Genomic DNA, 25,861 nt, shown 5'->3' on the forward strand with positions numbered 1-25,861 from the left:
AGCTCACCGATTTCCATTAGCCACGCCCGCTCACGCGGGCCAACGAAGAACTTTGAACAATGGCCACTATCCACGTAGACGGCAAAGCGCTCGAAGTCAACGGTGCAGACAACCTGTTACAGGCGTGTCTGTCGCTCGGCCTCGACATCCCTTATTTCTGCTGGCACCCGGCGCTTGGTAGCGTCGGCGCCTGCCGGCAGTGTGCGGTCAAGCAGTACACCGACGAGAACGACACCCGTGGTCGTATCGTCATGTCCTGCATGACCCCTGCCTCCGACGGCACCTGGATTTCCATCGACGATGACGAGTCAAAGGCGTTCCGCGCCAGCGTCGTCGAATGGCTGATGACCAACCACCCGCACGACTGCCCGGTGTGCGAGGAAGGCGGTCACTGCCACCTGCAAGACATGACGGTGATGACCGGCCACAACGAGCGCCGCTACCGTTTCACCAAGCGTACCCACCAGAACCAGGACCTTGGCCCGTTCATCGCCCATGAGATGAACCGCTGCATCGCCTGCTACCGCTGCGTGCGCTACTACAAGGACTATGCCGGTGGTACCGACCTGGGCGTTTACGGCGCCCACGACAACGTGTACTTCGGCCGCGTCGAAGACGGCGTGCTGGAAAGCGAGTTCTCCGGCAACCTGACCGAGGTCTGCCCGACCGGCGTATTCACCGACAAGACCCACTCCGAGCGCTACAACCGCAAGTGGGACATGCAGTTCGCCCCAAGCATCTGCCATGGCTGCTCCAGCGGCTGCAACATCAGCCCGGGCGAGCGCTACGGCGAACTGCGTCGCATCGAGAACCGCTTCAACGGTTCGGTCAACCAGTACTTCCTGTGCGACCGCGGCCGCTTCGGCTATGGCTATGTCAACCGCAAGGACCGCCCGCGCCAGCCACACCTGGCCGACGGCACCAAGCTGGGCCTGGACGCTGCCCTGGACAAGGCCGCCGACCTGCTGCGCGGCCGCACCATCGTCGGTATCGGCTCGCCACGCGCCAGCCTCGAAAGCAACTACGGCCTGCGTGAACTGGTCGGCGCCGACTACTTCTACTCCGGCATGGAAGCAGGCGAACTGGCCCGCGTGCGCCTGGTCCTGGACGTGCTGAACAACAGCCCGCTGCCAGTGCCGACCCTGCGCGACATCGAAGACCACGACGCCGTGTTCGTGCTCGGTGAAGACCTGACCCAGACCGCTGCCCGGGTTGCCCTGGCCGTACGCCAGGCCACCAAGGGCAAGGCCGAGGCCATGGCCGAGGCGATGAAGGTTCAGCCGTGGCTCGACGCTGCCGTGAAGAACATCGGCCAGCACGCGCTGTACCCGCTGTTCATTGCCTCGCTGGCGGAAACCAAGCTGGACGACGTCGCTGAAGAATGCGTGCACGCCGCCCCGGCCGACCTGGCCCGCATCGGTTTCGCCGTGGCCCATGCCATCGACCCGAGCGCACCGGCAGTCGCCGGCCTGGACGACGAAGCCAAGGCCCTGGCCCAGCGCATCGCCGACGCCCTGGTCGCCGCCAAACGCCCACTGGTGATCGCCGGTACCTCGCTGGCCGACCCGGCACTGATCGAAGCCGCCGCCAACATCGCCAAGGCCCTCAAGCTGCGCGAGAAGAACGGTTCGCTGAGCCTGGTAGTGCCTGAGGCCAACAGCCTCGGCATGGCCATGCTGGGTGGCGAGTCGGTCGATGCCGCACTGGATGCCGTCATCAGCGGCAAGGCCGACGCCATTGTCGTGCTCGAGAACGACCTGTACGCCCGCGTACCGGCCGCCAAGGTCGACGCAGCCCTGGCTGCGGCCAAGGTGGTGATCGTCGCCGACCATTCCAAGACGGCCACTGTCGACCGCGCCCACCTGGTGCTGCCGGCCGCATCCTTCGCCGAAGGCGACGGTACCCTGGTCAGCCAGGAAGGCCGCGCCCAGCGCTTCTTCCAGGTGTTCGACCCGCAGTACCTGGACAGCAGCATCCTGGTGCACGAAGGCTGGCGCTGGATGCACGCCCTGCGTGCCACCCTGCTCAACAAGCCGGTCGACTGGACCCAACTGGACCATGTCACCAGCGCCTGCGCCGAAGCTGCCCCGCAACTGGCTGGCATCGTCAACGCCGCGCCAAGCGCCGCGTTCCGCATCAAGGGCATGAAGCTGGCCCGTGAGCCGCTGCGCTACTCCGGCCGTACCGCCATGCGCGCCAACATCAGCGTGCACGAGCCTCGTACCCCGCAGGACAAGGACACCGCATTCGCCTTCTCCATGGAAGGTTACTCGGGTTCGGCCGAACCGCGTCAGCAGGTGCCGTTCGCCTGGTCGCCAGGCTGGAACTCGCCGCAAGCCTGGAACAAGTTCCAGGACGAGGTCGGTGGTCACCTGCGTGCCGGTGACCCGGGCGTACGCCTGATCGAATCGCAAGGCGATCGCCTGAACTGGTTCACCGCCATCCCCGGCGCGTTCAACCCGGCCCGTGGGACCTGGACTGCGGTACCGTTCTTCCATCTGTTCGGCAGCGAAGAGAGTTCTTCGCGCGCCGCCCCGGTGCAAGAGCGCATCCCGGCCGCCTACGTGGCGCTGGCCAAGTCCGAAGCCGACCGCCTGGGGGTCAACGACGGCGCCCTGCTGAGCCTGAACGTCGCGGGCGTGGCCCTGCGCCTGCCGCTGCGCATCAATGAAGAACTGGGCGCTGGCCTGGTTGCCCTGCCCAAAGGCCTGGCCGGCATCCCGCCTGCCATCTTCGGTGCATCCGTCGAAGGTCTGCAGGAGGCAGCACAATGAGCTGGTTCACCCCCGAAGTGATCGATGTGATCCTCACCGTGGTCCGGGCCATCGTGGTCCTGCTCGCGGTGGTGGTCTGCGGCGCGCTGCTCAGCTTCGTCGAGCGGCGCCTGCTGGGTTGGTGGCAGGACCGTTACGGTCCGAACCGCGTCGGCCCGTTCGGCATGTTCCAGATCGCTGCCGACATGCTGAAGATGTTCTTCAAGGAAGACTGGAACCCGCCCTTCGTCGATCGGATGATCTTCACCCTGGCGCCAGTGGTGGCCATGAGTGCCCTGCTGATCGCCTTCTGCGTGATCCCGATCACCCCGCTGTGGGGCGTCGCCGACCTGAACATCGGCCTGCTGTTCTTCTTCGCCATGGCCGGCCTGTCGGTCTACGCAGTGCTGTTCGCCGGCTGGTCGTCGAACAACAAGTACGCCCTGCTGGGCAGCTTGCGTGCCTCGGCCCAGACCGTGTCGTACGAAGTGTTCCTGGGCCTGGCGCTGATGGGCGTGGTGGTGCAGGTGGGCTCGTTCAACATGCGCGACATCGTTGAATACCAGGCTCAGAACCTGTGGTTCATCATTCCGCAGTTCTTCGGCTTCTGCACCTTCTTCATCGCTGGCGTCGCCGTGACCCACCGTCACCCGTTCGACCAGCCGGAAGCGGAACAGGAACTGGCCGACGGCTACCACATCGAGTATGCCGGCATGAAATGGGGCATGTTCTTCGTCGGTGAGTACATCGGCATCATCCTCATCTCGGCGCTGCTGGTGACCCTGTTCTTCGGCGGCTGGCACGGCCCGTTCGGCATCCTGCCGCAACTGCCGTTCCTGTGGTTCGCCCTGAAGACCGCGTTCTTCATCATGCTGTTCATCCTGCTGCGCGCCTCGATCCCGCGCCCACGCTATGACCAGGTGATGGACTTCAGCTGGAAGTTCTGCCTGCCGCTGACCCTGATCAATTTGCTGGTGACCGCTGCGATCGTGCTCTACAACACGCCAGCCGTCGCGGCCCAGTGAGGATTTGACCCATGTTCAAGTATATCGGCGACATCGTTAAGGGCACCGGCACCCAGCTGCGCAGCCTGGCAATGGTGTTCTCCCACGGGTTCCGCAAGCGCGACACCCTGCAGTACCCCGAAGAACCCGTGTACCTGCCGCCGCGCTACCGCGGCCGCATCGTCCTCACCCGCGACCCCGATGGCGAGGAGCGCTGCGTAGCGTGCAACCTCTGCGCGGTGGCCTGCCCGGTCGGCTGCATTTCGCTGCAGAAGGCCGAGACCGAGGACGGCCGCTGGTACCCGGAGTTCTTCCGCATCAACTTCTCGCGCTGCATCTTCTGCGGCCTGTGTGAAGAAGCATGCCCGACCACCGCGATCCAGCTGACTCCGGATTTCGAAATGGCCGAGTTCAAGCGTCAGGACCTGGTGTACGAGAAAGAAGATCTGCTGATCTCCGGCCCCGGCAAGAACCCTGACTACAACTTCTACCGTGTTGCGGGTATGGCGATCGCTGGCAAGCCGAAGGGCGCTGCGCAGAACGAAGCCGAGCCGATCAACGTGAAGAGCTTGCTCCCATAAGGACAGAAAGATGGAATTCGCTTTCTACTTCGCATCCGGGATCGCCGTGGTCTCCACCCTCCGGGTGGTGACGGGCACCAACCCCGTGCACGCCTTGCTTTACCTGATCATCTCGCTGATTTCCGTCGCGATGATCTTCTTCGCCCTGGGCGCGCCGTTTGCCGGCGCCCTGGAAGTGATCGCCTACGCCGGCGCCATCATGGTGCTGTTCGTCTTCGTGGTGATGATGCTCAACCTCGGGCCGGCTTCGGTCGCCCAGGAACGGGGCTGGCTCAAGCCCGGCATCTGGGCCGGGCCGGTGATCCTGGCCGCCCTGCTGCTGCTGGAGCTGCTGTACGTGCTGTTCGTCGCACCGAGTGGCGCGGCCATCAGCGGTACCACCGTCGGCGCGAAAGCAGTGGGTATCAGCCTGTTCGGCCCGTACCTGCTGGTGGTCGAACTGGCCTCGATGCTGCTGCTCGCTGCAGCCGTCACCGCCTTCCACCTGGGCCGCAACGAGGCGAAGGAGTAAATCATGGGTGCTATCCCTCTCGAGCATGGTCTGGCAGTCGCCGGCATCCTGTTCTGCTTAGGTCTGGTTGGCCTGATGGTCCGCCGCAACATCCTCTTCGTGCTCATGAGCCTGGAAGTCATGATGAACGCCTCTGCCCTGGCGTTCATCGTCGCCGGTGCCCGTTGGGTCCAGCCCGACGGCCAGGTGATGTTCATTCTGGTGATCAGCCTGGCAGCCGCCGAGGCCAGCATTGGCCTGGCGATCCTGCTGCAGCTGTATCGCCGCTTCCACACTCTCGACATCGATGCTGCCAGTGAGATGCGCGGATGAACCTTCTCTTCCTGACTTTCGTCTTCCCCCTCGTCGGCTTCCTGCTGCTGTCGTTCTCGCGCGGGCGGTTCTCGGAGAACCTGTCCGCCCTGATCGGCGTCGGCTCGGTGGGCCTGTCGGCCGCCACCGCCGCCTACGTCATCTGGCAGTTCAACGTCGCCCCGCCTGAGGGTGGCGCCTACAGCCAGCTGCTGTGGCAGTGGATGTCGGTGGACGGCTTCGCGCCGAACTTCACCCTGTACCTGGACGGCCTGTCGGTCACCATGCTCGGCGTGGTCACCGGTGTCGGCTTCCTGATCCACTTGTTCGCCTCCTGGTACATGCGTGGCGAAGCCGGTTACTCGCGCTTCTTCTCGTACACCAACCTGTTCATCGCCAGCATGCTGTTCCTGATCCTCGGCGATAACCTGCTGTTCATCTACTTCGGCTGGGAAGGCGTGGGCCTGTGCTCGTACCTGTTGATCGGTTTCTACTACAGCAACCGCAACAACGGTAACGCGGCACTCAAGGCGTTCATCGTCACCCGTATCGGCGACGTGTTCATGGCCATCGGCCTGTTCATCCTGTTCGCCCAGCTGGGTACCCTGAATGTGCAGGAACTGCTGGTGCTGGCACCGCAGAAGTTCCAGGCTGGCGACACCTGGATGGTCCTGGCGACCCTGATGCTGCTGGGTGGCGCGGTCGGTAAATCGGCCCAGCTGCCGCTGCAGACCTGGCTGGCCGACGCGATGGCGGGCCCGACTCCGGTTTCGGCACTGATCCACGCGGCGACCATGGTGACTGCGGGCGTGTACCTGATCGCCCGTACCAACGGCCTGTTCCTGCTGGCGCCGGACATCCTGCACCTGGTAGGCGTGGTCGGTGGCGTGACCCTGGTACTGGCCGGCTTCGCCGCGCTGGTGCAAACCGACATCAAGCGTATCCTCGCCTACTCGACCATGAGCCAGATCGGCTACATGTTCCTGGCCCTGGGCGTAGGTGCCTGGGACGCGGCGATCTTCCACCTGATGACCCACGCCTTCTTCAAGGCCCTGCTGTTCCTGGCCTCCGGTGCGGTGATCGTTGCCTGCCACCACGAGCAGAACATCTTCAAGATGGGCGGCCTGTGGAAGAAACTGCCACTGGCCTACGCCAGCTTCGTGGTCGGTGGTGCTGCCCTGGCAGCCTTGCCGATCGTGACCGTGGGCTTCTACTCCAAGGACGAGATCCTCTGGGAAGCCTTCGCCAGCGGCAACACCGGCCTGCTGTACGCCGGCCTGGTCGGTGCGTTCATGACCTCGCTGTACACCTTCCGCCTGATCTTCATCGCCTTCCACGGTGAAGCCAAGACCGAAGCCCACGCTGGCCACGGCATCAGCCACTGGCTGCCGCTGGGCGTGCTGATCGTGCTGTCGACCTTCGTCGGCGCCTGGATCACCCCGCCGCTGGCCGGTGTACTGCCGGAAAGCGCCGGCCATGCCGGTGGCGAAGCCAAGCACGCGCTGGAGATCACCTCGGGTGCCATCGCCATCGCCGGCATCCTGCTGTCGGCCCTGCTGTTCCTGGGCAAGCGCAGCTTCGTCAGCGCGGTCGCCAACAGCGGCATCGGCCGTGTGCTGTCGGCCTGGTGGTTCGCTGCCTGGGGCTTCGACTGGATCTACGACAAGCTGTTCGTCAAACCTTACCTGCTGATCAGCCACGTCCTGCGCAAGGATCCGGTTGACCGCAGCATCGGCCTGATCCCGCGCCTGGCTCGCGGCGGCAACGTCGCCATGAGCAAGACCGAGACCGGCCAGCTGCGCTGGTACACCGCTTCGATCGCCGTTGGCGCAGTGCTGGTACTCGGCGCTGTGGTAGTGGCAGCGGTATGACCATGAACTTTGCGAACCTTGCGACTCTGCGAAAGGAAACCAACCCGTCATGATTTTGCCTTGGCTGATCCTGATCCCCTTCATCGGCGGCCTCCTGTGCTGGCTGGGTGAGCGCTTCGGCGCCACCCTGCCGCGCTGGATCGCGCTGCTGACCATGTCCCTGCTGCTCGGCATCGGCCTGTACCTGTGGGCCAACGGCGACTACACCCTGGCGCCCGCTCCGGGTGGCGAGCCTGCCTGGGCCCTGGAATACAAAGTCCAGTGGATCCAGCGCTTCGGCATCAGCATCCACCTGGCCCTCGATGGCCTGTCGCTGCTGATGATCCTGCTCACCGGCCTGCTCGGTGTGCTGTCGGTACTGTGCTCCTGGAAAGAGATCCAGCGCCACGTCGGCTTCTTCCACCTCAACCTGATGTGGATCCTCGGCGGCGTGGTCGGTGTGTTCCTGGCCCTGGACCTATTCCTGTTCTTCTTCTTCTGGGAAATGATGCTGGTGCCGATGTACTTCCTCATCGCGCTCTGGGGTCACAGCTCGGCAGATGGCAAGAAGACCCGGATCTACGCGGCGACCAAGTTCTTCATCTTCACCCAGGCCAGCGGCCTGATCATGTTGGTGGCGATCCTGGGCCTGGTGCTGGTCAACTACAGCAACACTGGTGTGATCACCTTCAATTACAGCGACCTGCTCAAGGCCGAGCTACCGGCCGGTACCGAGTACCTGCTGATGCTGGGCTTCTTCATCGCCTTCGCGGTGAAGCTACCGGTGGTGCCGTTCCACTCCTGGCTGCCTGACGCTCACGCCCAGGCGCCGACCGCAGGTTCCGTGGACCTGGCCGGTATCCTGCTGAAGACCGCGGCCTATGGCCTGCTGCGCTTCGCCCTGCCGCTGTTCCCGAACGCCTCGGCCGAGTTTGCCCCCATCGCCATGACCCTGGGCCTGATCGGTATCTTCTACGGCGCCTTCCTGGCCTTCGCGCAGACCGACATCAAGCGCCTGATCGCCTTCTCCAGCGTTTCGCACATGGGCTTCGTGCTGATCGGTATCTACTCCGGCAGCCAGCAGGCCCTGCAAGGCGCGGTGATCCAGATGCTGGCCCACGGCCTGTCGGCTGCCGCGCTGTTCATCCTGTCGGGCCAGCTGTACGAGCGCCTGCACACCCGTGACATGCGTCAGATGGGCGGCCTGTGGCACCACATTGCCTACCTGCCAGCCATCAGCCTGTTCTTCGCCGCCGCGTCGCTGGGCCTGCCAGGCACCGGCAACTTCGTCGGCGAGTTCCTGATCCTGATCGGCAGCTTCGTGCATGTACCGTGGATCACCGTGATCGCCACCACCGGCCTGGTATTCGGTTCGGTGTACTCGCTGATCATGATCCACCGCGCCTACTTCGGCCCGGCCAAGGCCGACACCGTGCTGGCCGGCATGGACGGTCGCGAGCTGGTCATGGTGCTGGGCCTGGCGGTACTGCTGATCCTGCTGGGCGTGTATCCGCAGCCGTTCCTCGACACCTCTGCCGCCACCATGACCGGCGTGCAGCAGTGGCTCGGTTCCGCTTTCACTCAACTCGCTTCGGCCCGGTAAGAGCGCTATGGAATTCACCACTCAACACTTCATCGCATTGGCGCCGATGCTGATCACCACCGTCACCACCGTGGTGGTGATGCTGGCGATCGCCTGGAAGCGCAACCACTCGCAGACCTTCCTGCTATCCACCGTGGGCCTGAACCTCGCCCTGCTGTCGATCCTGCCAGCACTGAAAGTCGCGCCCTTGGCGGTGACCTCCCTGGTCACCATCGACAAGTTCGCCTGCCTGTACATGGCGATCATCCTGGTGGCCACGCTGGCTTGCGTCACCCTCGCCCACGCCTACCTCGGCGAAGGGTCCAAGGGTTTCCCGGGCAACCGTGAAGAGCTGTACCTGCTGCTGCTGATGTCTGCCCTCGGTGGCCTGGTGCTGGTCAGCGCCAACCACCTGGCCGGCCTGTTCATCGGCCTGGAGCTGCTGTCGGTACCGGTCTATGGCCTGGTGGCATACGCCTTCTTCAACAAGCGCTCGCTGGAAGCCGGCATCAAGTACATGGTGCTGTCGGCCGCAGGCTCCGCCTTCCTGCTGTTCGGCATGGCCCTGCTGTACGCCGACGCTGGCAGCCTGACCTTCGACCAGCTGGGCAAGGCCCTGGCCGCGACCAGCATGCCTAGCCTGCTGGCCCAGCTGGGCCTGGGCATGATGCTGGTCGGCCTGGCCTTCAAGCTGTCGCTGGTACCGTTCCACCTGTGGACCCCGGACGTGTACGAAGGCGCACCGGCGCCGGTCGCCGCGTTCCTGGCCACCGCCAGCAAGGTTGCGGTATTCGCCGTGGTCGTGCGCCTGTTCATGCTCTCCCCCGCTGCCAGCAGCGGCGTGCTGAGCACCGTCCTGGCAGTGATCGCGGTAGCATCGATCCTGATCGGTAACCTGCTGGCACTGACCCAGAGCAACCTCAAGCGCCTGCTCGGTTACTCGTCCATCGCCCACTTCGGCTACCTGGTCATCGCCCTGGTCGCCAGCAAAGGCCTGGCCCTGGAAGCCATGGGCGTGTACCTGGTCACCTACGTGATCACCAGCCTCGGTGCGTTCGGTGTCATCACCTTGATGTCGTCGCCTTACGCCGGCCGTGACGCCGACGCCCTGTACGAGTACCGCGGCCTGTTCTGGCGCCGCCCGTACCTGACCGCAGTGCTGACCGTGATGATGCTGTCGCTGGCGGGCATCCCGCTGACCGCTGGCTTCATCGGCAAGTTCTACATCATCGCCACCGGCGTCGAATCGCAGCTGTGGTGGCTGGTCGGTGCGCTGGTGATCGGTAGCGCCATCGGTGTCTACTACTATCTGCGCGTCATGGTCACCCTGTACCTGGTCGAGCCGAACCTGCGTCGCCACGACGCCCCGCTGAAGTGGGAACAGCGCACCGGTGGCGTGATGCTGCTGGCCATCGCCATCCTCGCCTTCGTCCTCGGTGTATACCCGCAGCCTCTGCTGGACATGGTCCAGCACGCCGGCCTGCAACTACTGGGCTGATCACTCGGCAATACGCAAAACCCCGCCTCGGCGGGGTTTTTCTTTTTCCGGTTCCACAACGAAAGCTGTGCTTCGTCTGACACTTGCAGCGTCAGAATCCCGCTTATCGATCTGGAACCTCTGAAATGCGCCCCACCCTCCCCCTTTCGCTGCTGGCCCTGCTGGTCACCAGCGCCGCCCAGGCCGCTGGCAGTATCGAACTCGACCAGGTACTGATCGAAGATCAGCAACAGACCGAACTGGAGACTGCCGCCGAGCGTCTGCGTGAGATCCCGGGCGCCAGCAACCTGGTCGACATGGACAAGGTGGGGCAAGGACGGGTGGCCAGCAATCAGGACGTGCTGGCCTATCAACCTGGCGTGTTCGCCCAGTCCGCGGGTAATGACGGCATCAAGTTGTCGATCCGCGGCTCGGGCATCAACCGTGCGCCTGGTGCCCATGGCTCCGGGGTCTACACCCTGTTCGACGGCTTGCCGCTGACAGGCCCGGGCGGAACGCCCTACGAGCTGTTCGAACCCCTGTGGCTGAGCCGTGCCGAAGTACTGCGCGGGGCCAACGGTTTCGATCAAGGCTCGCTGGCCCTGGGCGGGGCCATCAACTACGTGACCCATACCGGCTACGACGCCGCGCCACTGCAGGTGCGCTACGAAGCCGGCAGCCGCGGCTACCGGCACCGTCAGATCAGTTCCGGGCAAGTACTGGGCAACCTCGATTATTACGTGGCCCTGACCGACTCGGAGTACGACGGCTATCAGGACCACAGTAGCGGCAGCTCGAAAGGCATTGCCGCCAACGTCGGCTACCGTTTCAACCCGAACCTGGAAACGCGCTTCTACCTGCGTTATCGGGAAACCGAAAACGAACTGGCCGGGCGCCTGACCAAGGACCAGATCAAGCATGACCCTCGCGCCGCCAACCCGCGCTACCTGTCACGCAACGACAGTCGCCCGCAACCCGGCAGCACCTGGGTGGGTAACAAAACCACGTTCTTCCTCGACGATGATTCGCGCCTGGAGGCCGGACTGGTCTATCACGACTACCCGATGGACCTGCGCGAGGGTGACATGCGCCTGAAGGTGGCCTACACCGATGTCAGCGGCACGCTGAACTACTCCCGGCGTGACACCCTGCTCGGCCATGAAAGCAAGACCACCCTTGGCTGGCGCACCACCAAGCACCTGCCCAACAGTGGCGCCTCGCAGTTCTCGCGGATCAACGACGTGGTCGGCGCGCGCAAGCGTGACTTCACCTACCAGGGTTCGGACACCGTGCTGCACCTTGGCAATGATCTGGAACTGGTCCCCAACCTGTGGCTGACCACGGGCCTTGCGATGATCTATACCCGCCGTGAAAGCGATGTGACTTACCCCGCCGATGGCGGCAAAGTCAGCCAGCACGCCTGGGATTACGCCCCGCGTGTGGGCCTGCGTTACGACATTCGCCCGGACCTGCAGGTTTACGGCAATCTCAGCCGCTCGGTCGAACCGCCTCACCCATGGTCGCTGATCTGGAGCGCACCGACCATCAACGGCAAGCAGATACAGCCCATCGAGATGCAGAACCAGACAGCCACCACGCTGGAACTCGGTGCCCGCGGTGAATCACTGCTTGGCCGCTGGGACCTGGCCTGGTACTACGCCCAGGTGCGTCACGAACTGCTGGCAGTGGAGCTGGCCCCAGGCATCACAGGCGAATACAACGCCAGCCCCACCGTCCACCAAGGCGTCGAAGCCGGCCTGGACAGCCTCCTCTGGGAGCAACCCGGCACTGGCAAGCTGAGCCTGCGCCAGGCTTACACCTTCAGCGACTTCCACTACCGTGACGACGACAAATTCGGCGACAACCGCCTGCCCGGCATCCCCATGCACTACTACCAGGCCGAACTGCGCTACGACTGGCCGAGCGGGTTCTACGCCGGGGTCAACACGCAGATGGCGTCGAAGGTGCAGGTCGACTACGCCAACAGCTACCACGCCGACGCCTACGCCGTGCTCGGCGCGCGGCTGGGCTGGGATTCGCCGAAGCAGGACTGGCAGACCTGGCTCGACCTGCGCAACCTGACCAACCAGCGCTACGCGGCGACCGTTACGCCAGGGTACAACGATGCCGACAAGGACGTTGCCCGCTCGACACCGGGCGAAGGCTTCGGCGTGTATGCCGGGGTTTCGTACAGCTTCCGCTGATACCGTCTCAGGACGGTAACTGCACCTGCGGCTTGGCCGCCGCGAAGATCGCCCAGCTGGAAACGAACAACGCCGCAATCAACGGCCCGATCACGAAGCCGTTGAGCCCGAATACCGCCAGCCCGCCCAGGGTGGACACCAGGATCAGGTAATCGGGCATCCGCGTGTCCTTGCCCACCAGGATCGGCCGCAGCAGGTTGTCCACCAGGCCGATCACCAGCACGCCGAACGCGGTCAGGATCACCCCTGGCAGAATCGCCCCGGTCAACAGGAAGTAGGCTGCCACCGGCGCCCAGACAATCCCCGCGCCGACCGCCGGCAATAGCGACAGGAACGCCATCAGTACCGCCCAGACCAACGCACTGGGGATATCCAGCACCCAGAAGATCAAACCACCCAGCGCACCCTGGGTGATGGCTACCAGCACATTGCCCTTGACCGTGGCCCTTACCACCCGGTTGAACTTCAACTGCAGGCGGCGCTTCTGGTGTTCCGGCAACGGCACGGCCAGGCGCACCCGGCGCGCCACATCGGCCCCCTCGCGCAGGAAGAAGAACAACAGGTACATCATGATGCCGAAGCTCACCACAAACTCGAAGGTGCCCTGGCCAAAGTTGAATGCCTGGCTGGCCAGCACCTGGCTGCCCTGGGTGGCCCATTTGGTGATCTTGTCGCGCAGCCCGTCCAGGTTGCCCATGCCCATGCGGTCAAGACCGTGTTGGGCAAAGGCCGGGAGCATGTCCTTACCGCGCTCGACGTAGCCGGCGATGTCCAGCTGGCCACTCTCGATTCGCTGGTACAGCGTGGCGCCTTCCTGCACCAGCAAGGCGCTGGTGATGATCACTGGCAGCACGGCCACCAGCAGGCACACCAGCACGGTACAGGCCGCCGCCAGGTTGCGGCGGCGGCCGAAGCGGATCAGCAGGTGACGCTGCAACGGCGCGAACAGGATGCCGAGAATCACTGCCCAGAAGATGGCGCCGTAATACGGCAGCAGGATCCACACGAAGGCGATGGTCACCAGGGTCAGGAGTACGGCCATGGCTTTGTTCTGCAGGGCGTCTTGGTTCATGGCAACTCCTCAGGGGTCATGGTCATTAGTGCACGCCACCTGGGCAAAAGTGCCATCCTGCCGTTGATTCAAATCAATACCACGGCCCCGGCCAGCCGCTAGCATCCGCGCCTTTGCCCCGGTGCGACCATGACCCTACCTGCCAAGCCCGAACTGCTTGCCCCCGCCGGCAGCCTCAAGACCCTGCGCTATGCCTTCGCCTACGGTGCCGACGCGGTCTACGCCGGCCAGCCGCGTTACAGCCTGAGGGTGCGCAACAACGAATTCGACCACGCCAACCTGGCGCTGGGCATCAACGAGGCACATGCCCTGGGCAAGCGCTTCTACGTGGTGGTCAACATCGCGCCGCACAATGCCAAGTTGAAGACCTTCCTCAAGGACCTGGCACCGGTGATCGAGATGGCGCCCGATGCGCTGATCATGTCCGACCCCGGGCTGATCATGCTGGTGCGCCAGCAATTTCCGCAGATGCCGGTGCATCTGTCGGTGCAGGCCAATACGGTCAACTGGGCCAGCGTGCAGTTCTGGCAACAGATGGGCCTGAGCCGGGTGATCCTGTCGCGTGAACTGTCGCTGGACGAGATCGAGGAAATCCGCCAGCAGGTACCGGCCATGGAGCTGGAAGTGTTCGTTCACGGCGCGTTGTGCATGGCTTACTCCGGCCGTTGCCTGCTGTCGGGTTACCTGAACAGGCGCGATGCCAACCAGGGCACTTGCACCAATGCCTGCCGCTGGAAATACCAGGCCACCCCAGCAACGGAAAACGCCACCGGCGACATCGTCCGTGAGGTCGAGCCGACCCTGGGCCTGGGCGCGCCCACCCAGCAGGTGTTCCTGTTGCAGGAGAGCAATCGCCCAGGCAGCGAGATGCCCGCCTTCGAGGACGAGCATGGCACCTACATCATGAATGCCAAGGACCTGCGCGCCATCCAGCACGTCGAGCGCCTGGCGGCCATGGGTGTGCACTCGCTGAAGATCGAAGGGCGGACCAAGAGTCACTTCTACTGCGCCCGGGCCGTGCAGTCCTACCGCAAGGCCATCGACGACGCCGCAGCCGGAAGGCCGTTCGACATGGGCTTGATGGACAACCTCGAATCGCTGGCCCAGCGCGGCTATACCGAAGGCTTCCTGCGCCGCCATGTGCACGACGAATACCAGAACTACCTGCGTGGCAACTCGCTGTCGGAGCGCCAGCAGTTCGTCGGCGAGCTGACGGGATTGCGCGTCGATGGCCTGGCCGAGGTCAAGGTCAAGAACCGCTTCGCCCTGGGTGACCACCTGGAGTTGATGACCCCGCGTGGCAACTACCACTTCGACCTGCACCGCCTGTTCGACCGCCAACAGCACGCGATCGATGTCGCGCCCGGCGACGGCCATGTGGTGTACCTGCCGATTCCCGAGCAGGTTGCGCTGGAGTACGGCCTGCTGATGCGCGACCTGGGCGATGCCGAACAAGCTGCCTGACAAGGCTGTAATCTGCGCCTCAGCCAGCTGACAGGCGCAACCGGCGAGGATCGTGGCTCCCCACGCATGAGGCCACGCCATGTTGCGCAACCCCACACGCCGCACCTTCGTCAAAGGCCTGGGCGCCGCCGCCACACTGGCCGGCCTGGGCCTGTGGCGGCCGCTGGCCCAGGCCAGCGATGGCCGCGAGCTGGCCGGCCAGCACTTCGAGTTGTTGATTGGCCAGACGCCGGTCAACATCACCGGCCGGCCACGCACCGCGCTGACCATCAATGGCAGCCTGCCCGGCCCGCTGCTGCGCTGGCGCGAAGGCGACACGGTGACCCTGCGCGTACGCAACCGCCTCGAACAGGACACCTCGATCCACTGGCACGGCATCCTCCTGCCGGCCAACATGGACGGCGTACCGGGCTTGAGCTTCGCCGGCATCGCCCCGGGTGGCGAGTACCTGTACCAGTTCACCCTGCGCCAGAGCGGTACCTACTGGTACCACAGCCATTCCGGCCTGCAGGAGCAGGCCGGGGTGTATGGCGCGATCGTCATCGAGCCACGCGCGCCCGAGCCGCATGCCTACCAGCGCGACCATGTGCTGCTGTTCAGCGACTGGTCCGACCAGGCACCCGAAGCGTTGCTGGCGACCCTGAAGAAACAGTCCGACGCCTTCAACTACCACAAGCGCACACTCGGCGACTTTGTCACCGACGTTGCCGACAACGGTTGGGGCGCTACCGTCGACGAACGCCTGGCCTGGGCGCGCATGCGCATGAGCCCGACCGATCTGGCCGACATCAGCGCCGCCAGCTACACCTACCTGCTCAACGGCCAACCCCCGGGCGGCAACTTCACCTGCCTGTTCCAGCCCGGCGAAACCGTGCGCCTGCGCCTGATCAATGCCTCGGCCATGACCTACTTCGACTTTCGCATTCCGGGCCTTACGCTGACCGTGATCGCCGCCGACGGCCTGCCGGTGACACCGGTGACCGTGGACGAGCTGCGTATCGCGGTGGCCGAAACCTACGACGTGCTGGTGACCGTCGGCGACCTGCCTGCCTACACCCTGTTCGCCCAAAGCATGGACCGCAGCGGCTACGCCCGCGGCACCCTGGCCCGTGCCAACGGTCTGCAGGCAGCGGTGCCTGAGCCTGACCCGCGCCCCGTGCTGAGCATGGCCGACATGGGCCACGGCAACATGGCTGCGATGGATCACGGCAACATGGCCGGCATGGACCACGCCAGCATGAGCAGCATGCAAGGCCACCCCGCCAGCGAGTCCGGTAACCCGCTGGTGGATATGCAGACCATGGCCCCTCGCGCCAACCTGGCCGACCCCGGCATCGGTCTGCGGGGCAACGGCCGCCGGGTGCTGACCTATGCCGACCTGCGCAGCCCCTACCCGGACCCGGATGGCCGCGAACCTTCACGGGATATCGAGCTGCACCTGACCGGGCACATGGAGCGCTTCGCCTGGTCGTTCGACGGCGTCAAGTTCAGCGATGCCGCACCGTTGCGCCTGGCCTACGGCGAGCGGGTGCGCATCACCCTGGTCAACGACACGATGATGACCCACCCCATCCACCTGCACGGCATGTGGAGCGATCTGGAGGACGAACACGGGCGCTTCCTGGTGCGCAAGCACACCGTCGACATGCCGCCTGGCAGTCGCCGCAGCTACCGGGTCACCGCCGACGCCCTGGGTCGCTGGGCCTACCACTGCCACCTGCTCTACCACATGGAGACCGGCATGTTCCGCGAGGTACGGGTCGATGAATGAGATCAGCAACCGGCGCCTGATCACGGGCGTCGCCCTGGCCGCGTTGCTGGCCAGCGAACGGGCCACGGCCACCAGCATGGGGCACATGGACCATGGCGCCATGCCGATGGACCATAGCCAAATGAACCACGGCACAGCCCCAAGCCAACCCCGCACACCGCTCCCCGTGCTGACCGACGCCGACCGCCAGGCCGCCTTCCCGCCCCTGCCCGGCCATCAGGTGCATGACCGCGCCGTCAATTGGGCGGTGATCGTCGATCAGCTGGAATACCAGAACTTCGAAAGCAGCAACGCCCTCAAGTGGAACGCCACGGCCTGGGTCGGGGGCGACATCGACCGCCTGTGGCTACGCACCGAGGGTGAACGGCAACAAGGCAAGACCCACAAGGCAGAGTGGCAGGCGCTGTGGGGCCACGCGATCAGCCCCTGGTGGGAGCTGGTCGGCGGCCTGCGCGAGGACTTCAAGCCGGCCAACGGCCAGACCTGGGCCGCCTTCGGCATCCAGGGCACCCCGCTGTATGGCCTGGAGCTGGAAGCCACCGCCTATGCCGGCGAGCGACAACAGAGCGCACTGCGCCTGGAGGCCGCTTACGCTATCCTGCTGACCAACCGCTGGATCCTCGAGCCGAACCTGGAAGCCAACTTCTACGGCCGCAACGATGCCGGCCGCGAACAGGGCGCGGGGCTTGCCGACAGCGAAGTCGGCCTGCGCCTGCGGTACGAAATCAGCCGAGGCTTCGCGCCCTATGTCGGGGTAAGCTTCGAGCGCCTGCACGGCAACCGCGCCAGCCAGGCCCGCGAGGACGGCGAAGACCTTGGCCAGACCCGTCTGGTGGCAGGCATTCGCCTGCGTTTCTAAGGAGTTGTTCGACCATGCTGCGTAAACACCTGTTCACCTTCGGCCTGCTGGCCATCACCGGCCTGGCGCAGGCCGCCGAAACCATCGATGTCTATCGCGACCCCAACTGCGGCTGCTGCAAGGCCTGGATCAGCCACCTTCGCGACAATGGCTTCACCGTCAACGACCACGTCGAGCCGAACATGAGCGCTGTCAAGCAGCGCCTGGGCGTGGCGCCGCGCCTGGCGTCGTGCCACACCGGGGTGATCGATGGCAAGTTCGTCGAAGGCCATGTGCCCGCCGCGCAGGTGCGCCTGCTGGCCAAGCGCAACGACCTCAAGGGCCTGGCCGTGCCGGGCATGCCCATGGGTTCGCCCGGCATGGAAATGGGTGACCACAAGGACGCCTACCAGGTCATCGGCGTGACCCAGGATGGCCAGGACACCGTGGTCGCCCGCTACTGATGCTAAGCCTTTGGGCGCTGTTTCTCAGCGCCTTCGGTGCCGCCACCCTGCTGCCGCTGCAATCGGAGGCGGTGCTGGTCGGCTTGTTGCTGCGCGAGCCCGATGCCTGGATGACCTTGCTGCTGGTAGCCACCTTGGGCAACGTGCTCGGTTCGCTGGTCAACTGGCTGCTCGGCCGGGCCATCGAGCACCTGCGCGAGCGGCGCTGGTTCCCGTTCAGCGCCAGCCAGCTGCAACGCGCGCAACAGCGCTACCAGCGTTGGGGGCAGTGGTCGTTGCTGCTGAGCTGGATGCCGGTGATCGGCGATCCGCTGACGCTGATTGCCGGCATCATGCGTGAACCGTTCTGGCGTTTTCTGCTGCTGGTGACCCTGGCCAAGGGCGGGCGCTATATCGTCGTGACGATGATTACCCTGGGTTGGTTTCATGCCTGGTAACACCTTTAACGTTTAAGGTGGTCCACTGGCTGCTACAGTCGCCAATTCCTACATGGTCCTACATGGAGTGCCCCCATGCTGCGCGCAACCGCCCTGGCCCTGGCCTGCCTCGTCGGCGCCCCGGCCATCGCTGCCGAATCGCCCACCTACGGCAAACAGCTCGAAGGCTTCACCTACCCTCACCCCCTCCAGCATTTCGACTTCCAATCCCAGGGGCAGTCCCTGCAGATGGGCTACATGGATGTGCCAGCCAAGGGCCAGGCCAATGGCCGCAGTGTGGTGCTGATGCATGGCAAGAACTTCTGCGCGGCCACCTGGGAGACCACCGTCGACGCCTTGAGCCAGGCTGGCTACCGGGTCATCGCGCCAGACCAGATCGGCTTCTGCACTTCAAGCAAGCCGGCGCAGTACCAGTACAGTTTCCAGCAGCTGGCAGTGAACACCCATGCCCTGCTCGAACAACTGGGCATCAAGCAGGCCATCGTGCTCGGCCACTCCACCGGCGGCATGCTCGCCACTCGCTATGCGCTGACGTATCCGCAGCAGGTCGAGCGCCTGGCGATGGTCAACCCGATCGGCCTCGAGGACTGGAAAGCCCTCGGCGTGCCCTACCGCACGGTGGATCAGTGGTATGCCCGCGAGCTCAAGCTCGATGCCGAAGGCGTGCGCGAATATGAACGCAAGACCTACTACGCGGGGCGCTGGAAGCCTGATTACGAGCGTTGGGTGCAGATGCTGGTGGGCCTGAACAAGGGGCCGGGGCATGAGGCGGTGGCGTGGAACTCGGCGCTGATCTACGACATGATCTTCACCCAACCGGTGTATCACGAATTCAAGGACCTGAAGATGCCGACCCTGCTACTGATCGGTGACCAGGACACCACGGCGATCGGCAGCGACATCGCCCCGCCTGACGTAAAGGCCAGGCTGGGCAAGTACAAGGAACTGGGGCCGCAAGTGGCCAAGCTGATTCCACACGGCGAGCTGGTGACCTTCGAGGGCATGGGGCATGCGCCGCAGATCGAGGAGCCGCGGCGCTTCAACCGGACACTGGTGGAGTGGCTCGGGCGCTAGCCCTTCCAGACCTGCGCTTCGCTCCAGCCGAGTTCGGCGAAGTCCAGGGCGCGCAGGTCGGGCTCCTCTTCACAGAAAAACTCATCCAGCTGCGGCGGCCGCACCGCTGTGTCACTGAGCATCGCATGCACCTGCCCACGGTGATGGATCTGGTGCTCGAACACATGCGCCAGCAGGCGCAAGCGCTGTTCGCGCTGGATCCGCCCAGGCCGCACGATGCTCACGTAGCGCGCCAGCTGATCGTCCTGCAACTGCCTGCAATAGGCGATCAGCCGGTGGTCGGCCTGGGCCTGCTCGGCATGCAGGTCGGTACAGGTGGCAAACGGTTGCTCCGGCTCGAAAAAGCGCTCGCCGTCAGGGTTCGGCGTTTCACCGCGCTGTTCGCACTCGAGCATGTCCAGATAGAACCAGTCCACCGTCAGCAGGTGGTTGAGGGTGGCCTTGATCGACGGGAAGAAGCTGCAACGGGGGGCGACGAACTCATCAAAGGTCAGTTGCAGGCAGGCTTTGTACAGGCGGTGGTTGGCCCAGCCATTGTTGTAGGCCTGGGTCAGCAGATGATGCGACAGCGGCTGCATGATTCGGCTCCTTCAGACGAAGCGTTGCAGTTGCATCTCCCGTAACCGGCTCAGGGTGCGTTGGTACGGGAACGCCAGATACCCTTGAGTGTAGAGCGCATCGAGCGGCACCTGCGCCTCCAGGTACAGGGCCACACGCCGATCGTAGCATTCGTCGACCAAAGCAATGAAACGGCGCACGGCGTCATCCCTGGGTGACAGCATCGGCAATTCCCGGTCGCCTGCCACGACACGCGCGGCGCCATCTTCGGTGCCGCGGGCAATGCGCCCGGCCCGCTGTTCACCGCCCAAGGCCGGAATACCCTCGACCAGGATCGCCGGAAATTGGTCGCACAAGGCCATGAACTCCATGGCAGCCAAGGGCCGTTCACAAAGTTCGGTAAAGTGGCACCAGACCGCCTGGTTGCTGCGCCGGATCACCTCGACCTGCCGCGAGCCAATCAGCAAAGGCGCAGTGCTAGCGGGCTCACCCGCGCTGAGCTGGAGGAAAACGGCTTCAAGCGCGCCGCCTTTGTTCCCCGCTTCGGCCACCCAGTAACGCTGGCACTGTGCGCCGGGATGCAAGCGATGGTCCTGCTCGCCGGCCACCGACAGCACCTGCATGTGCCGCTCGATGGCGCTGATGGCCGGCAGGAAGCGCTCGCGATTGAAACCGTCGCGGTACAGCTGTTGCGGTGGCTGGTTGGAGGTAGCGACCACCACCACGCCGTGGTCGAACAGCACCTGGAACAGCCGGCCGAGAATGATCGCATCGCCGATGTCGCTGACGAACAGTTCGTCGAAGCACAACACACGGATCTGCCCGGCCAGCTCCCGCGCCAATGCCTTCAAAGGGTCGGCAGTGCCGTTGAGCTGGAACAGGCGCTGGTGGACCCAGGCCATGAAGTGGTGGAAGTGCTGGCGCCGGGACGGGACGCTGAGGCAGCGGTGGAAAAGGTCCATGAGCCAGGTCTTGCCGCGGCCGACCGGGCCCCAGAGGTACAGGCCCTTGGCAGCATGGCCACTTGCCAGGGCTTCGAAACAGCTTTGCAGGGCCGTGACCGCCTGGGCTTGAGCAGGGTCATGGGCGAAGCCTTGCTCGGCGAGCGCCTGAAGATAGAGGGACTGCGGATCGAGAGGCATAGTCGGTGGCTTGGACAGTTAGCGCTCCATTGTCTGCACAGACCCTTACGCGGGCAAGCCCGCGAAAAGGCCTGTTCAGGAAAAAGCGGTTTCAGCCTTCGCTCAGGCCGACCTTCAGCAGTGCCCCATCCTTGGCATCGGTGAGCACATACAGGTAGCCGTCCGGCCCTACCCGCACATCACGGATGCGCGCCTTCAAGTCGCCGAGCAAGCGCTCTTCATGAACGATCTTGTCACCGTCGAGCTGCAGGCGGATCAATTCCTGAGCCGCCAGCGCGCCAACGAACAGGTTGTGATCCCAGGCCTTGAAGGTCGGGTTGTCATAGAACGCCATGCCGCTGATGCCAGGCGACTTCTCCCAGACATGGTGCGGGTCGACCATGCCGTCGACATGCTTGCCCTTGGCTTCAGGGATCGGCATGAGCGAATAGTTGATACCGTGCGTAGCGATCGGCCAGCCATAGTTCTTGCCCGGCTCCGGGATGTTGATCTCGTCGCCGCCACGCGGGCCGTGTTCATGGGTCCAGAGTTTGCCGGTCCACGGGTTGAGCGCTGCGCCCTGCTGGTTACGATGGCCAAACGACCAGATTTCCGGGCGCACGTCCCGCTTGCCGACGAAGGGGTTGTCCTTTGGCACTTCGCCGTCCGGCAGGATCCGCACCACCTTGCCCTGCAGCTTGTCCAGGTCCTGCGCTGTCGGGCGCTGGTTGTTCTCGCCCAGGGCAATGAACAGGAAACCGTCGCGGTCGAATACCAGCCGCGCGCCAAAGTGATTGCCTTCGGAAAGTTTGGGCTGCTGGCGGAAGATCACAGTGAAGTCTTCCAGCCGCGCGCGGTCCTCGGACAGCTGGCCACGGCCCACTGCCGTGCCGGCCTTGCCATCACTGCCCTCCTCGGCATACGACAGGTACACCGTGCGGTCCTTGGCAAACTCAGGCGACAGCACCACATCAAGCAGGCCACCCTGGCCTTCGGCCCAGACCTTGGGCACGCCGCTGATGGGTGGGCCGACCTTGCCCTCGGCGCTTACCACCCGCAGGTTGCCGGGGCGCTCGGTGACCAGCATGTCCTTGCCACCCGGCAGGAAAGCCAGCGCCCAGGGGTTACGCAGGCCATCGGCCACCGTGCTGACGGTAAGTTGGCCCTCTTCGCTGGGAAATTGCTGCTCAGGGGCGGCGTGGGCCAGCAGTGGCAACAGCGCCGCAGCGGTCAGGGTGGTCAGCCAGTTGATTCGGGTCATGCAGGATTCCTTTCTGAGGATCAGGCGATGGATCAGGGCACACGCTGGCCATCACGCGCTGGCCGCGTCGGCTCCAGATTGGGGGCCTGCTGTTGGCGGCGCAGGTTGTCGCCATTGCCGATACCGCGGTTGTCCAGGCTTGGCGTACGGTAGATGGGCTGGGTGGACGGGCCGCGAACGGGCGGTGTGGCCGGCATGCTGCCCTGGCGACTGTTGGGGTTGGCACGCTGGATCGGGCTGTTGTAGGGGTTGTTGTTGCTGGCGGCGAGCTGCAATGCCTGCGCAGGTGCAGCCGGTACCGACAGGCTTAGCGTCAAGCCGAAGAACAAGGCTGGCACCCTGAGTTTCATGCTTCACCTCCTGTACGAAAAGCGCGCCATGTGGGTTTGGATAGCCTAAGGCGCGAAGGGTTCGCCGCAAAAGTGTGAATGCGATTCCTGATGTTTCAGTATGGGCCTGATGGCACGGTGCATCAGGCCCGCCGATCACCGGGCGGCGCCGACCTTGTGCCGTGCCGCGTACAGGCACAGCATCTCCATGGCCAGGGTAGCCCCGGCCAGCGCAGTGATATCGGCGTGGTCATAGGCTGGCGCCACTTCCACCAGATCCATCCCTACCAGGTTGATACCGCGCAGGCCGCCGAGGATCTCCAGCGCCTGCAGCGTGCTCAACCCCCCGCATACCGGGGTGCCGGTGCCTGGCGCATAGGCCGGGTCGAGGCAATCGATGTCGAAGGTCAGGTACACCGGCCGGTCGCCGACCCGCTGGCGGATCGCCGCGATGATCGCCTCGGTGCCCTGGCGATGAACCTGCCGGGCATCGAGGATGGCGAAGCCCTGGCTGTCGTCATTGGTGGTGCGCAGGCCGACCTGCACCGAGCAGGATGGATCGACCAGGCCCTCGCGGGCGGCATGCCAGAACATGGTGCCATGGTCGATGCGGCCCTCTTCGTCCGGCCAGGTGTCGCTGTGCGCATCGAAATGGATCAGCGCCAGCGGGCCGTGGCGGCGGGCATGGGCCTTGAGCAGCGGGTAACTGATGAAATGGTCACCGCCCAGGGTGAGCATGGCGCAACCGGCTTCAAGTATGTGCTCGGCGTGGGCCTGGATACTCGCCGGGACCGACTGCGGGGCGCCACTGTCGAAAGCGCAGTCGCCGTAGTCGATCACTGCCAAATGGTCGAACGGGTCGAAGGCCCAGGGCCAGTGGCGCGCCCAGGCCTGCTGCACCGAGGCGGCACGGATTGCGCGCGGCCCGAAACGCGCCCCGGGGCGGTTGCTGGTGGCGGTGTCGAAAGGCACACCGCTGACCACCACATCCACTCCACGCAGGTCGCGGCTGTAGCGACGACGGGAGAAACTGGTGATACCGGCGTAGGTACTTTCCGCTGCAGTACCGTACAGGCTGTCACGGGTCATGGCCTGGTCGTTGTTCTGGGCTTGTTCCACGGTTGGGCTCCTTTGTGTTTATCGGTCACTGGCGGCTACGGAAGGCCGTCCACAGCCGGTTGCGCTGACGCAGGTCGGACAGCGCCATGCTGCGGTCGGCATACAAGCGCTCACGCACGTCGGCAGGCGGGTAGATATCCGGGTCATTGCGCACGGCGTCATCGACCAGAGCCGTCGCGGCCTGGTTGGCATTGGCAAAGAACAGCGTATTGGTGAGCGCAGCCACCGACTCCGGTTTCAACATGAACGCGATGAATGCCCGGGCAGCTTCCGGGTGCGGGGCGTCCTTGGGGATGACCAGGTTGTCCTGCCACACCAGCGTGCCTTCACGGGGAATGCGGTAGATCAGCTCGAACGGCTTGCCGGCGCGGCGCGCCTGGTCGGCGGCCATGGCCGCGTCGCCGTTGTAGGTCAGCGCCAGGCACACGCTGCCGTTGGCCAGGTCACTGATCTGTCGGCCATTGGCGACGTAGCTGATCGACGGCTGCAGCTGGTTGAGCAGGTCCTGCGCCGCCGCGAGGTCGGCCTTGTCCTGGCTGTAAGGGTCCTTGCCGAGGTAGTTGAGGGCTACACCGATCACTTCCTGTGGCGAGTCCGGCATGGCGATGCCACACGCCTTGAGGCGGCTGGCGTACTCCGGCTTGAACAACAGGTCGAGGCTATCCAGCGGTACATCGCCCAGGCGCTGGCGCACCGCCTCGACGTTCACCCCCAGGCCCAAGGTGCCCCAGGTGTAGGGGACCGCGTAGCGGTTGCCTGGGTCGGTCTCGGCCAGCTTGGCCAGCAGGTCCTTGTCAAGGTTGACGTAGCCGGGCATGCCTTGCGCATCGAGCGGTTGCAGGGCATTGGCCTTCAGCGCCCGGGCCAGCACGGTGGCTGACGGCACCACCACGTCGTAGCCGCTGCCGCCAGTGAGCAGCTTGGTCTCCAGGACTTCGGTGGTGTCAAAGGTGTCGTAACGCACCTTGTAGCCGGTTTCCTTTTCGAAGCGCTGAAGGGTTTGCGGCGCGACGTAGTCGGCCCAGCTGTAGAGGTTGACGACCTTTTCTTCGGCCTGCAGCGGCAGAGCCAGGATCAAGGACAACAGGCACAGCGATCGACGCATGACGGGCACCTCGGCAAGTGGGTGGATGCCGCCAGCATGCCACCCGGGTAACATTGCAAGAATGGCAAGTTTGCAAAGCTGACATTCATCAGGAGCAATGTGATGCTCGGACAACTGCACGACCCCGACCTGCACCTGCTGCGGCTGTTCGTCACTGTAGTAGAGGCCGGCGGCTTCAGTGCCGCCCAGGGCGTACTGGGGCTGAGCCAGCCCACCATCAGCCAGCGCATGGCGCAGCTGGAAACGCGCCTGGGTTACCGCCTGTGCAGCCGCGGCAAAGGCGGTTTTCGGCTGACCGACAAGGGCGAGTTGCTGCTGGAAGCGGCACGCGGGCTGTTGCTGAACGTCGAGTTATTCCGTCAGCAGGCCAACGGCGTCGCCGGGCGCTTGCTGGGGACGGTGCGGGTGGGCATGGCCGAGAACCAGGATGCGGCCGTGAGCCTGCGCCTGGCCACGGCCATCTCACGCTTTCGCCAGCGCGAAGAAGCCGTGCAGCTGGAGCTGATCAGCGCACCACCGGCGGAGCTTGAGCGACTGCTGCTGGAACAACGGCTCGACGTTGCCATCAGCTATTTTTCCGGCAACCAGGCGGCGTTCGACTATCAGCCTTTGTTCGAAGAGCGCCAGCGCTTGTACTGCAGCAAGGGGCATGTGCTGTTCGACAAGGCCGAGGTGACGCACGAGCAGTTGCTGGAGGCGGACCAGGTGCGCCACCCGTACCGCTTTCTCAAAGGCGGCGAGCCGTTCCAGAGCCGACGCAGCATGGCGGTGGCGGAACAGATCGAGAGCGTGCTGACGTTCATTTTGTCGGGGCAGCATATTGGCTACCTGCCCTGTCACTGCGCGGCAAGCTGGGAAGACCAGGGAATGTTGCGGGCGCTGGATACGGGGCTGGATTTCGTGGTGCCGTTCACCCTGGCTCGGCATCGGGCACAGGCACCTGGCGAGGCGCAGGCGGCATTTGTGGAGGATCTGCTGGCCGCGTTCTCCTGACA

Annotated in this window: 23 protein-coding genes; 16 read left to right on the forward strand and 7 right to left on the reverse strand. The window is 64.6% G+C overall.

Features of this window, described 5'->3' with window-relative positions; genetic code table 11:
• The first annotated feature begins 59 nt into the window (after positions 1–59).
• The 9 genes from nuoG to L6D64_RS23430 all read left to right on the forward strand — a co-directional run bounded on the left by nuoG (position 60) and on the right by L6D64_RS23430 (position 12,253).
• The gene (gene nuoG, locus L6D64_RS23390; RefSeq protein ID WP_176508635.1) at positions 60–2,774 is read left to right on the forward strand and encodes an NADH-quinone oxidoreductase subunit NuoG; all 2,715 of its coding nucleotides are present in this window, start codon (positions 60–62) and stop codon (positions 2,772–2,774) included.
• Positions 2,771–3,778: an NADH-quinone oxidoreductase subunit NuoH gene (nuoH, locus tag L6D64_RS23395; protein ID WP_176508636.1), complete on the forward strand. Its 1,008-nt coding sequence runs from the start codon at positions 2,771–2,773 to the stop codon at positions 3,776–3,778. The genes nuoG and nuoH overlap by 4 nt, the downstream gene beginning before the upstream one ends.
• An 11-nt stretch (positions 3,779–3,789) precedes the next feature.
• Entirely contained in the window at positions 3,790–4,338 is a 549-nt protein-coding gene (nuoI, locus tag L6D64_RS23400; protein WP_016488223.1) for an NADH-quinone oxidoreductase subunit NuoI, read from the forward strand.
• Between the two features lie 10 nt (positions 4,339–4,348).
• Positions 4,349–4,849 (forward strand): NADH-quinone oxidoreductase subunit J, encoded by a 501-nt coding sequence (gene nuoJ, locus L6D64_RS23405; RefSeq protein ID WP_176508637.1) that lies wholly within the window; start codon positions 4,349–4,351, stop codon positions 4,847–4,849.
• 3 nt (positions 4,850–4,852) lie between these two features.
• Positions 4,853–5,161 carry an NADH-quinone oxidoreductase subunit NuoK gene (gene nuoK, locus L6D64_RS23410; protein WP_008096201.1) on the forward strand — a complete coding sequence of 103 codons (309 nt, stop codon included), beginning with the start codon at positions 4,853–4,855 and terminating at the stop codon, positions 5,159–5,161.
• On the forward strand, positions 5,158–7,011 hold the full coding sequence (gene nuoL, locus L6D64_RS23415) for an NADH-quinone oxidoreductase subunit L (protein ID WP_099815219.1): 1,854 nt from the start codon (positions 5,158–5,160) through the stop codon (positions 7,009–7,011). Before nuoK ends, nuoL begins: the two co-directional genes overlap by 4 nt.
• Before the next feature lie 49 nt (positions 7,012–7,060).
• Complete coding sequence (gene nuoM / locus L6D64_RS23420; RefSeq protein ID WP_176508638.1) at positions 7,061–8,593, forward strand: NADH-quinone oxidoreductase subunit M; 1,533 nt, start codon at positions 7,061–7,063, stop codon at positions 8,591–8,593.
• A 7-nt stretch (positions 8,594–8,600) separates the two neighbouring features.
• Positions 8,601–10,070 (forward strand): NADH-quinone oxidoreductase subunit NuoN, encoded by a 1,470-nt coding sequence (nuoN, locus tag L6D64_RS23425; RefSeq protein ID WP_176508639.1) that lies wholly within the window; start codon positions 8,601–8,603, stop codon positions 10,068–10,070.
• Between the two features lie 125 nt (positions 10,071–10,195).
• Entirely contained in the window at positions 10,196–12,253 is a 2,058-nt protein-coding gene (locus L6D64_RS23430) for a TonB-dependent receptor family protein (protein WP_176508640.1), read from the forward strand.
• 7 nt (positions 12,254–12,260) lie between these two features.
• Here L6D64_RS23430 and L6D64_RS23435 read toward each other — a convergent pair whose 3' ends face one another.
• Positions 12,261–13,325: an AI-2E family transporter gene (locus L6D64_RS23435; RefSeq protein ID WP_176508641.1), complete on the reverse strand. Its 1,065-nt coding sequence runs from the start codon at positions 13,323–13,325 to the stop codon at positions 12,261–12,263.
• 129 nt (positions 13,326–13,454) lie between these two features.
• Here L6D64_RS23435 and trhP point away from each other — a divergent pair, with 129 nt between their 5' ends.
• The 6 genes from trhP (at position 13,455) to L6D64_RS23465 (ending at position 19,373) form a co-directional block, all read left to right on the forward strand.
• Positions 13,455–14,789: a prephenate-dependent tRNA uridine(34) hydroxylase TrhP gene (gene trhP / locus L6D64_RS23440; RefSeq protein ID WP_176508642.1), complete on the forward strand. Its 1,335-nt coding sequence runs from the start codon at positions 13,455–13,457 to the stop codon at positions 14,787–14,789.
• Positions 14,790–14,868: 79 nt separating this feature from the next.
• Positions 14,869–16,560 (forward strand): copper resistance system multicopper oxidase, encoded by a 1,692-nt coding sequence (locus L6D64_RS23445; RefSeq protein ID WP_176508643.1) that lies wholly within the window; start codon positions 14,869–14,871, stop codon positions 16,558–16,560.
• On the forward strand, positions 16,553–17,419 hold the full coding sequence (locus L6D64_RS23450; RefSeq protein WP_176508644.1) for a copper resistance protein B: 867 nt from the start codon (positions 16,553–16,555) through the stop codon (positions 17,417–17,419). Before L6D64_RS23445 ends, L6D64_RS23450 begins: the two co-directional genes overlap by 8 nt.
• Before the next feature lie 14 nt (positions 17,420–17,433).
• A complete protein-coding gene (locus L6D64_RS23455; RefSeq protein WP_176508645.1) occupies positions 17,434–17,862 on the forward strand; it encodes a DUF411 domain-containing protein in 429 nt (142 codons plus the stop codon).
• Positions 17,862–18,299 carry a YqaA family protein gene (locus L6D64_RS23460; RefSeq protein WP_176508646.1) on the forward strand — a complete coding sequence of 146 codons (438 nt, stop codon included), beginning with the start codon at positions 17,862–17,864 and terminating at the stop codon, positions 18,297–18,299. The genes L6D64_RS23455 and L6D64_RS23460 overlap by 1 nt, the downstream gene beginning before the upstream one ends.
• A gap of 75 nt (positions 18,300–18,374) precedes the next feature.
• Positions 18,375–19,373 (forward strand): alpha/beta fold hydrolase, encoded by a 999-nt coding sequence (locus tag L6D64_RS23465; protein WP_176508647.1) that lies wholly within the window; start codon positions 18,375–18,377, stop codon positions 19,371–19,373.
• On the opposite strand, the gene L6D64_RS23470 is transcribed toward L6D64_RS23465, so the two are convergent.
• The 6 genes from L6D64_RS23470 to L6D64_RS23495 form a co-directional block, all read right to left on the reverse strand.
• Positions 19,370–19,951: a DinB family protein gene (locus L6D64_RS23470; protein ID WP_176508648.1), complete on the reverse strand. Its 582-nt coding sequence runs from the start codon at positions 19,949–19,951 to the stop codon at positions 19,370–19,372. The genes L6D64_RS23465 and L6D64_RS23470 overlap by 4 nt on opposite strands.
• 12 nt (positions 19,952–19,963) lie before the next feature.
• The gene (zapE, locus tag L6D64_RS23475; RefSeq protein ID WP_176508649.1) at positions 19,964–21,073 is read right to left on the reverse strand and encodes a cell division protein ZapE; all 1,110 of its coding nucleotides are present in this window, start codon (positions 21,071–21,073) and stop codon (positions 19,964–19,966) included.
• Between the two features lie 91 nt (positions 21,074–21,164).
• Positions 21,165–22,313 carry a PQQ-dependent sugar dehydrogenase gene (locus L6D64_RS23480; protein WP_176508650.1) on the reverse strand — a complete coding sequence of 383 codons (1,149 nt, stop codon included), beginning with the start codon at positions 22,311–22,313 and terminating at the stop codon, positions 21,165–21,167.
• Between the two features lie 32 nt (positions 22,314–22,345).
• Positions 22,346–22,663 carry a hypothetical protein gene (locus L6D64_RS23485; protein WP_176508651.1) on the reverse strand — a complete coding sequence of 106 codons (318 nt, stop codon included), beginning with the start codon at positions 22,661–22,663 and terminating at the stop codon, positions 22,346–22,348.
• A gap of 135 nt (positions 22,664–22,798) precedes the next feature.
• Positions 22,799–23,761 (reverse strand): agmatinase, encoded by a 963-nt coding sequence (gene speB / locus L6D64_RS23490; RefSeq protein WP_176508652.1) that lies wholly within the window; start codon positions 23,759–23,761, stop codon positions 22,799–22,801.
• A 25-nt stretch (positions 23,762–23,786) separates the two neighbouring features.
• Entirely contained in the window at positions 23,787–24,866 is a 1,080-nt protein-coding gene (locus L6D64_RS23495) for a polyamine ABC transporter substrate-binding protein (protein WP_176508653.1), read from the reverse strand.
• 102 nt (positions 24,867–24,968) lie between these two features.
• Between L6D64_RS23495 and L6D64_RS23500 the strand changes: the two genes are divergently transcribed.
• Positions 24,969–25,859 carry a LysR family transcriptional regulator gene (locus L6D64_RS23500; protein WP_176508654.1) on the forward strand — a complete coding sequence of 297 codons (891 nt, stop codon included), beginning with the start codon at positions 24,969–24,971 and terminating at the stop codon, positions 25,857–25,859.
• Positions 25,860–25,861 lie beyond the last annotated feature (2 nt).

Origin of the sequence: Pseudomonas urethralis (assembly GCF_021602465.1) — a bacterium.
Taxonomy (GTDB): Bacteria; Pseudomonadota; Gammaproteobacteria; order Pseudomonadales; family Pseudomonadaceae; genus Aquipseudomonas; species Aquipseudomonas vlassakiae.

Excerpts from the sequence above, each read along its gene's own strand:
- nuoG (WP_176508635.1), top strand. The coding sequence starts at position 60 with ATGGCCACTATCCACGTAGACGGCAAAGCGCTCGAAGTCAACGGTGCA.
- nuoH (WP_176508636.1), top strand. The coding sequence starts at position 2,771 with ATGAGCTGGTTCACCCCCGAAGTGATCGATGTGATCCTCACCGTGGTC.
- nuoI (WP_016488223.1), top strand. The coding sequence starts at position 3,790 with ATGTTCAAGTATATCGGCGACATCGTTAAGGGCACCGGCACCCAGCTG.
- nuoJ (WP_176508637.1), top strand. The coding sequence starts at position 4,349 with ATGGAATTCGCTTTCTACTTCGCATCCGGGATCGCCGTGGTCTCCACC.
- nuoK (WP_008096201.1), top strand. The coding sequence starts at position 4,853 with ATGGGTGCTATCCCTCTCGAGCATGGTCTGGCAGTCGCCGGCATCCTG.
- nuoL (WP_099815219.1), top strand. The coding sequence starts at position 5,158 with ATGAACCTTCTCTTCCTGACTTTCGTCTTCCCCCTCGTCGGCTTCCTG.
- nuoM (WP_176508638.1), top strand. The coding sequence starts at position 7,061 with ATGATTTTGCCTTGGCTGATCCTGATCCCCTTCATCGGCGGCCTCCTG.
- nuoN (WP_176508639.1), top strand. The coding sequence starts at position 8,601 with ATGGAATTCACCACTCAACACTTCATCGCATTGGCGCCGATGCTGATC.
- L6D64_RS23430 (WP_176508640.1), top strand. The coding sequence starts at position 10,196 with ATGCGCCCCACCCTCCCCCTTTCGCTGCTGGCCCTGCTGGTCACCAGC.
- L6D64_RS23435 (WP_176508641.1), bottom strand. The coding sequence starts at position 13,325 with ATGAACCAAGACGCCCTGCAGAACAAAGCCATGGCCGTACTCCTGACC.
- trhP (WP_176508642.1), top strand. The coding sequence starts at position 13,455 with ATGACCCTACCTGCCAAGCCCGAACTGCTTGCCCCCGCCGGCAGCCTC.
- L6D64_RS23445 (WP_176508643.1), top strand. The coding sequence starts at position 14,869 with ATGTTGCGCAACCCCACACGCCGCACCTTCGTCAAAGGCCTGGGCGCC.
- L6D64_RS23450 (WP_176508644.1), top strand. The coding sequence starts at position 16,553 with ATGAATGAGATCAGCAACCGGCGCCTGATCACGGGCGTCGCCCTGGCC.
- L6D64_RS23455 (WP_176508645.1), top strand. The coding sequence starts at position 17,434 with ATGCTGCGTAAACACCTGTTCACCTTCGGCCTGCTGGCCATCACCGGC.
- L6D64_RS23460 (WP_176508646.1), top strand. The coding sequence starts at position 17,862 with ATGCTAAGCCTTTGGGCGCTGTTTCTCAGCGCCTTCGGTGCCGCCACC.
- L6D64_RS23465 (WP_176508647.1), top strand. The coding sequence starts at position 18,375 with ATGCTGCGCGCAACCGCCCTGGCCCTGGCCTGCCTCGTCGGCGCCCCG.
- L6D64_RS23470 (WP_176508648.1), bottom strand. The coding sequence starts at position 19,951 with ATGCAGCCGCTGTCGCATCATCTGCTGACCCAGGCCTACAACAATGGC.
- zapE (WP_176508649.1), bottom strand. The coding sequence starts at position 21,073 with ATGCCTCTCGATCCGCAGTCCCTCTATCTTCAGGCGCTCGCCGAGCAA.
- L6D64_RS23480 (WP_176508650.1), bottom strand. The coding sequence starts at position 22,313 with ATGACCCGAATCAACTGGCTGACCACCCTGACCGCTGCGGCGCTGTTG.
- L6D64_RS23485 (WP_176508651.1), bottom strand. The coding sequence starts at position 22,663 with ATGAAACTCAGGGTGCCAGCCTTGTTCTTCGGCTTGACGCTAAGCCTG.
- L6D64_RS23495 (WP_176508653.1), bottom strand. The coding sequence starts at position 24,866 with ATGCGTCGATCGCTGTGCCTGTTGTCCTTGATCCTGGCTCTGCCGCTG.
- L6D64_RS23500 (WP_176508654.1), top strand. The coding sequence starts at position 24,969 with ATGCTCGGACAACTGCACGACCCCGACCTGCACCTGCTGCGGCTGTTC.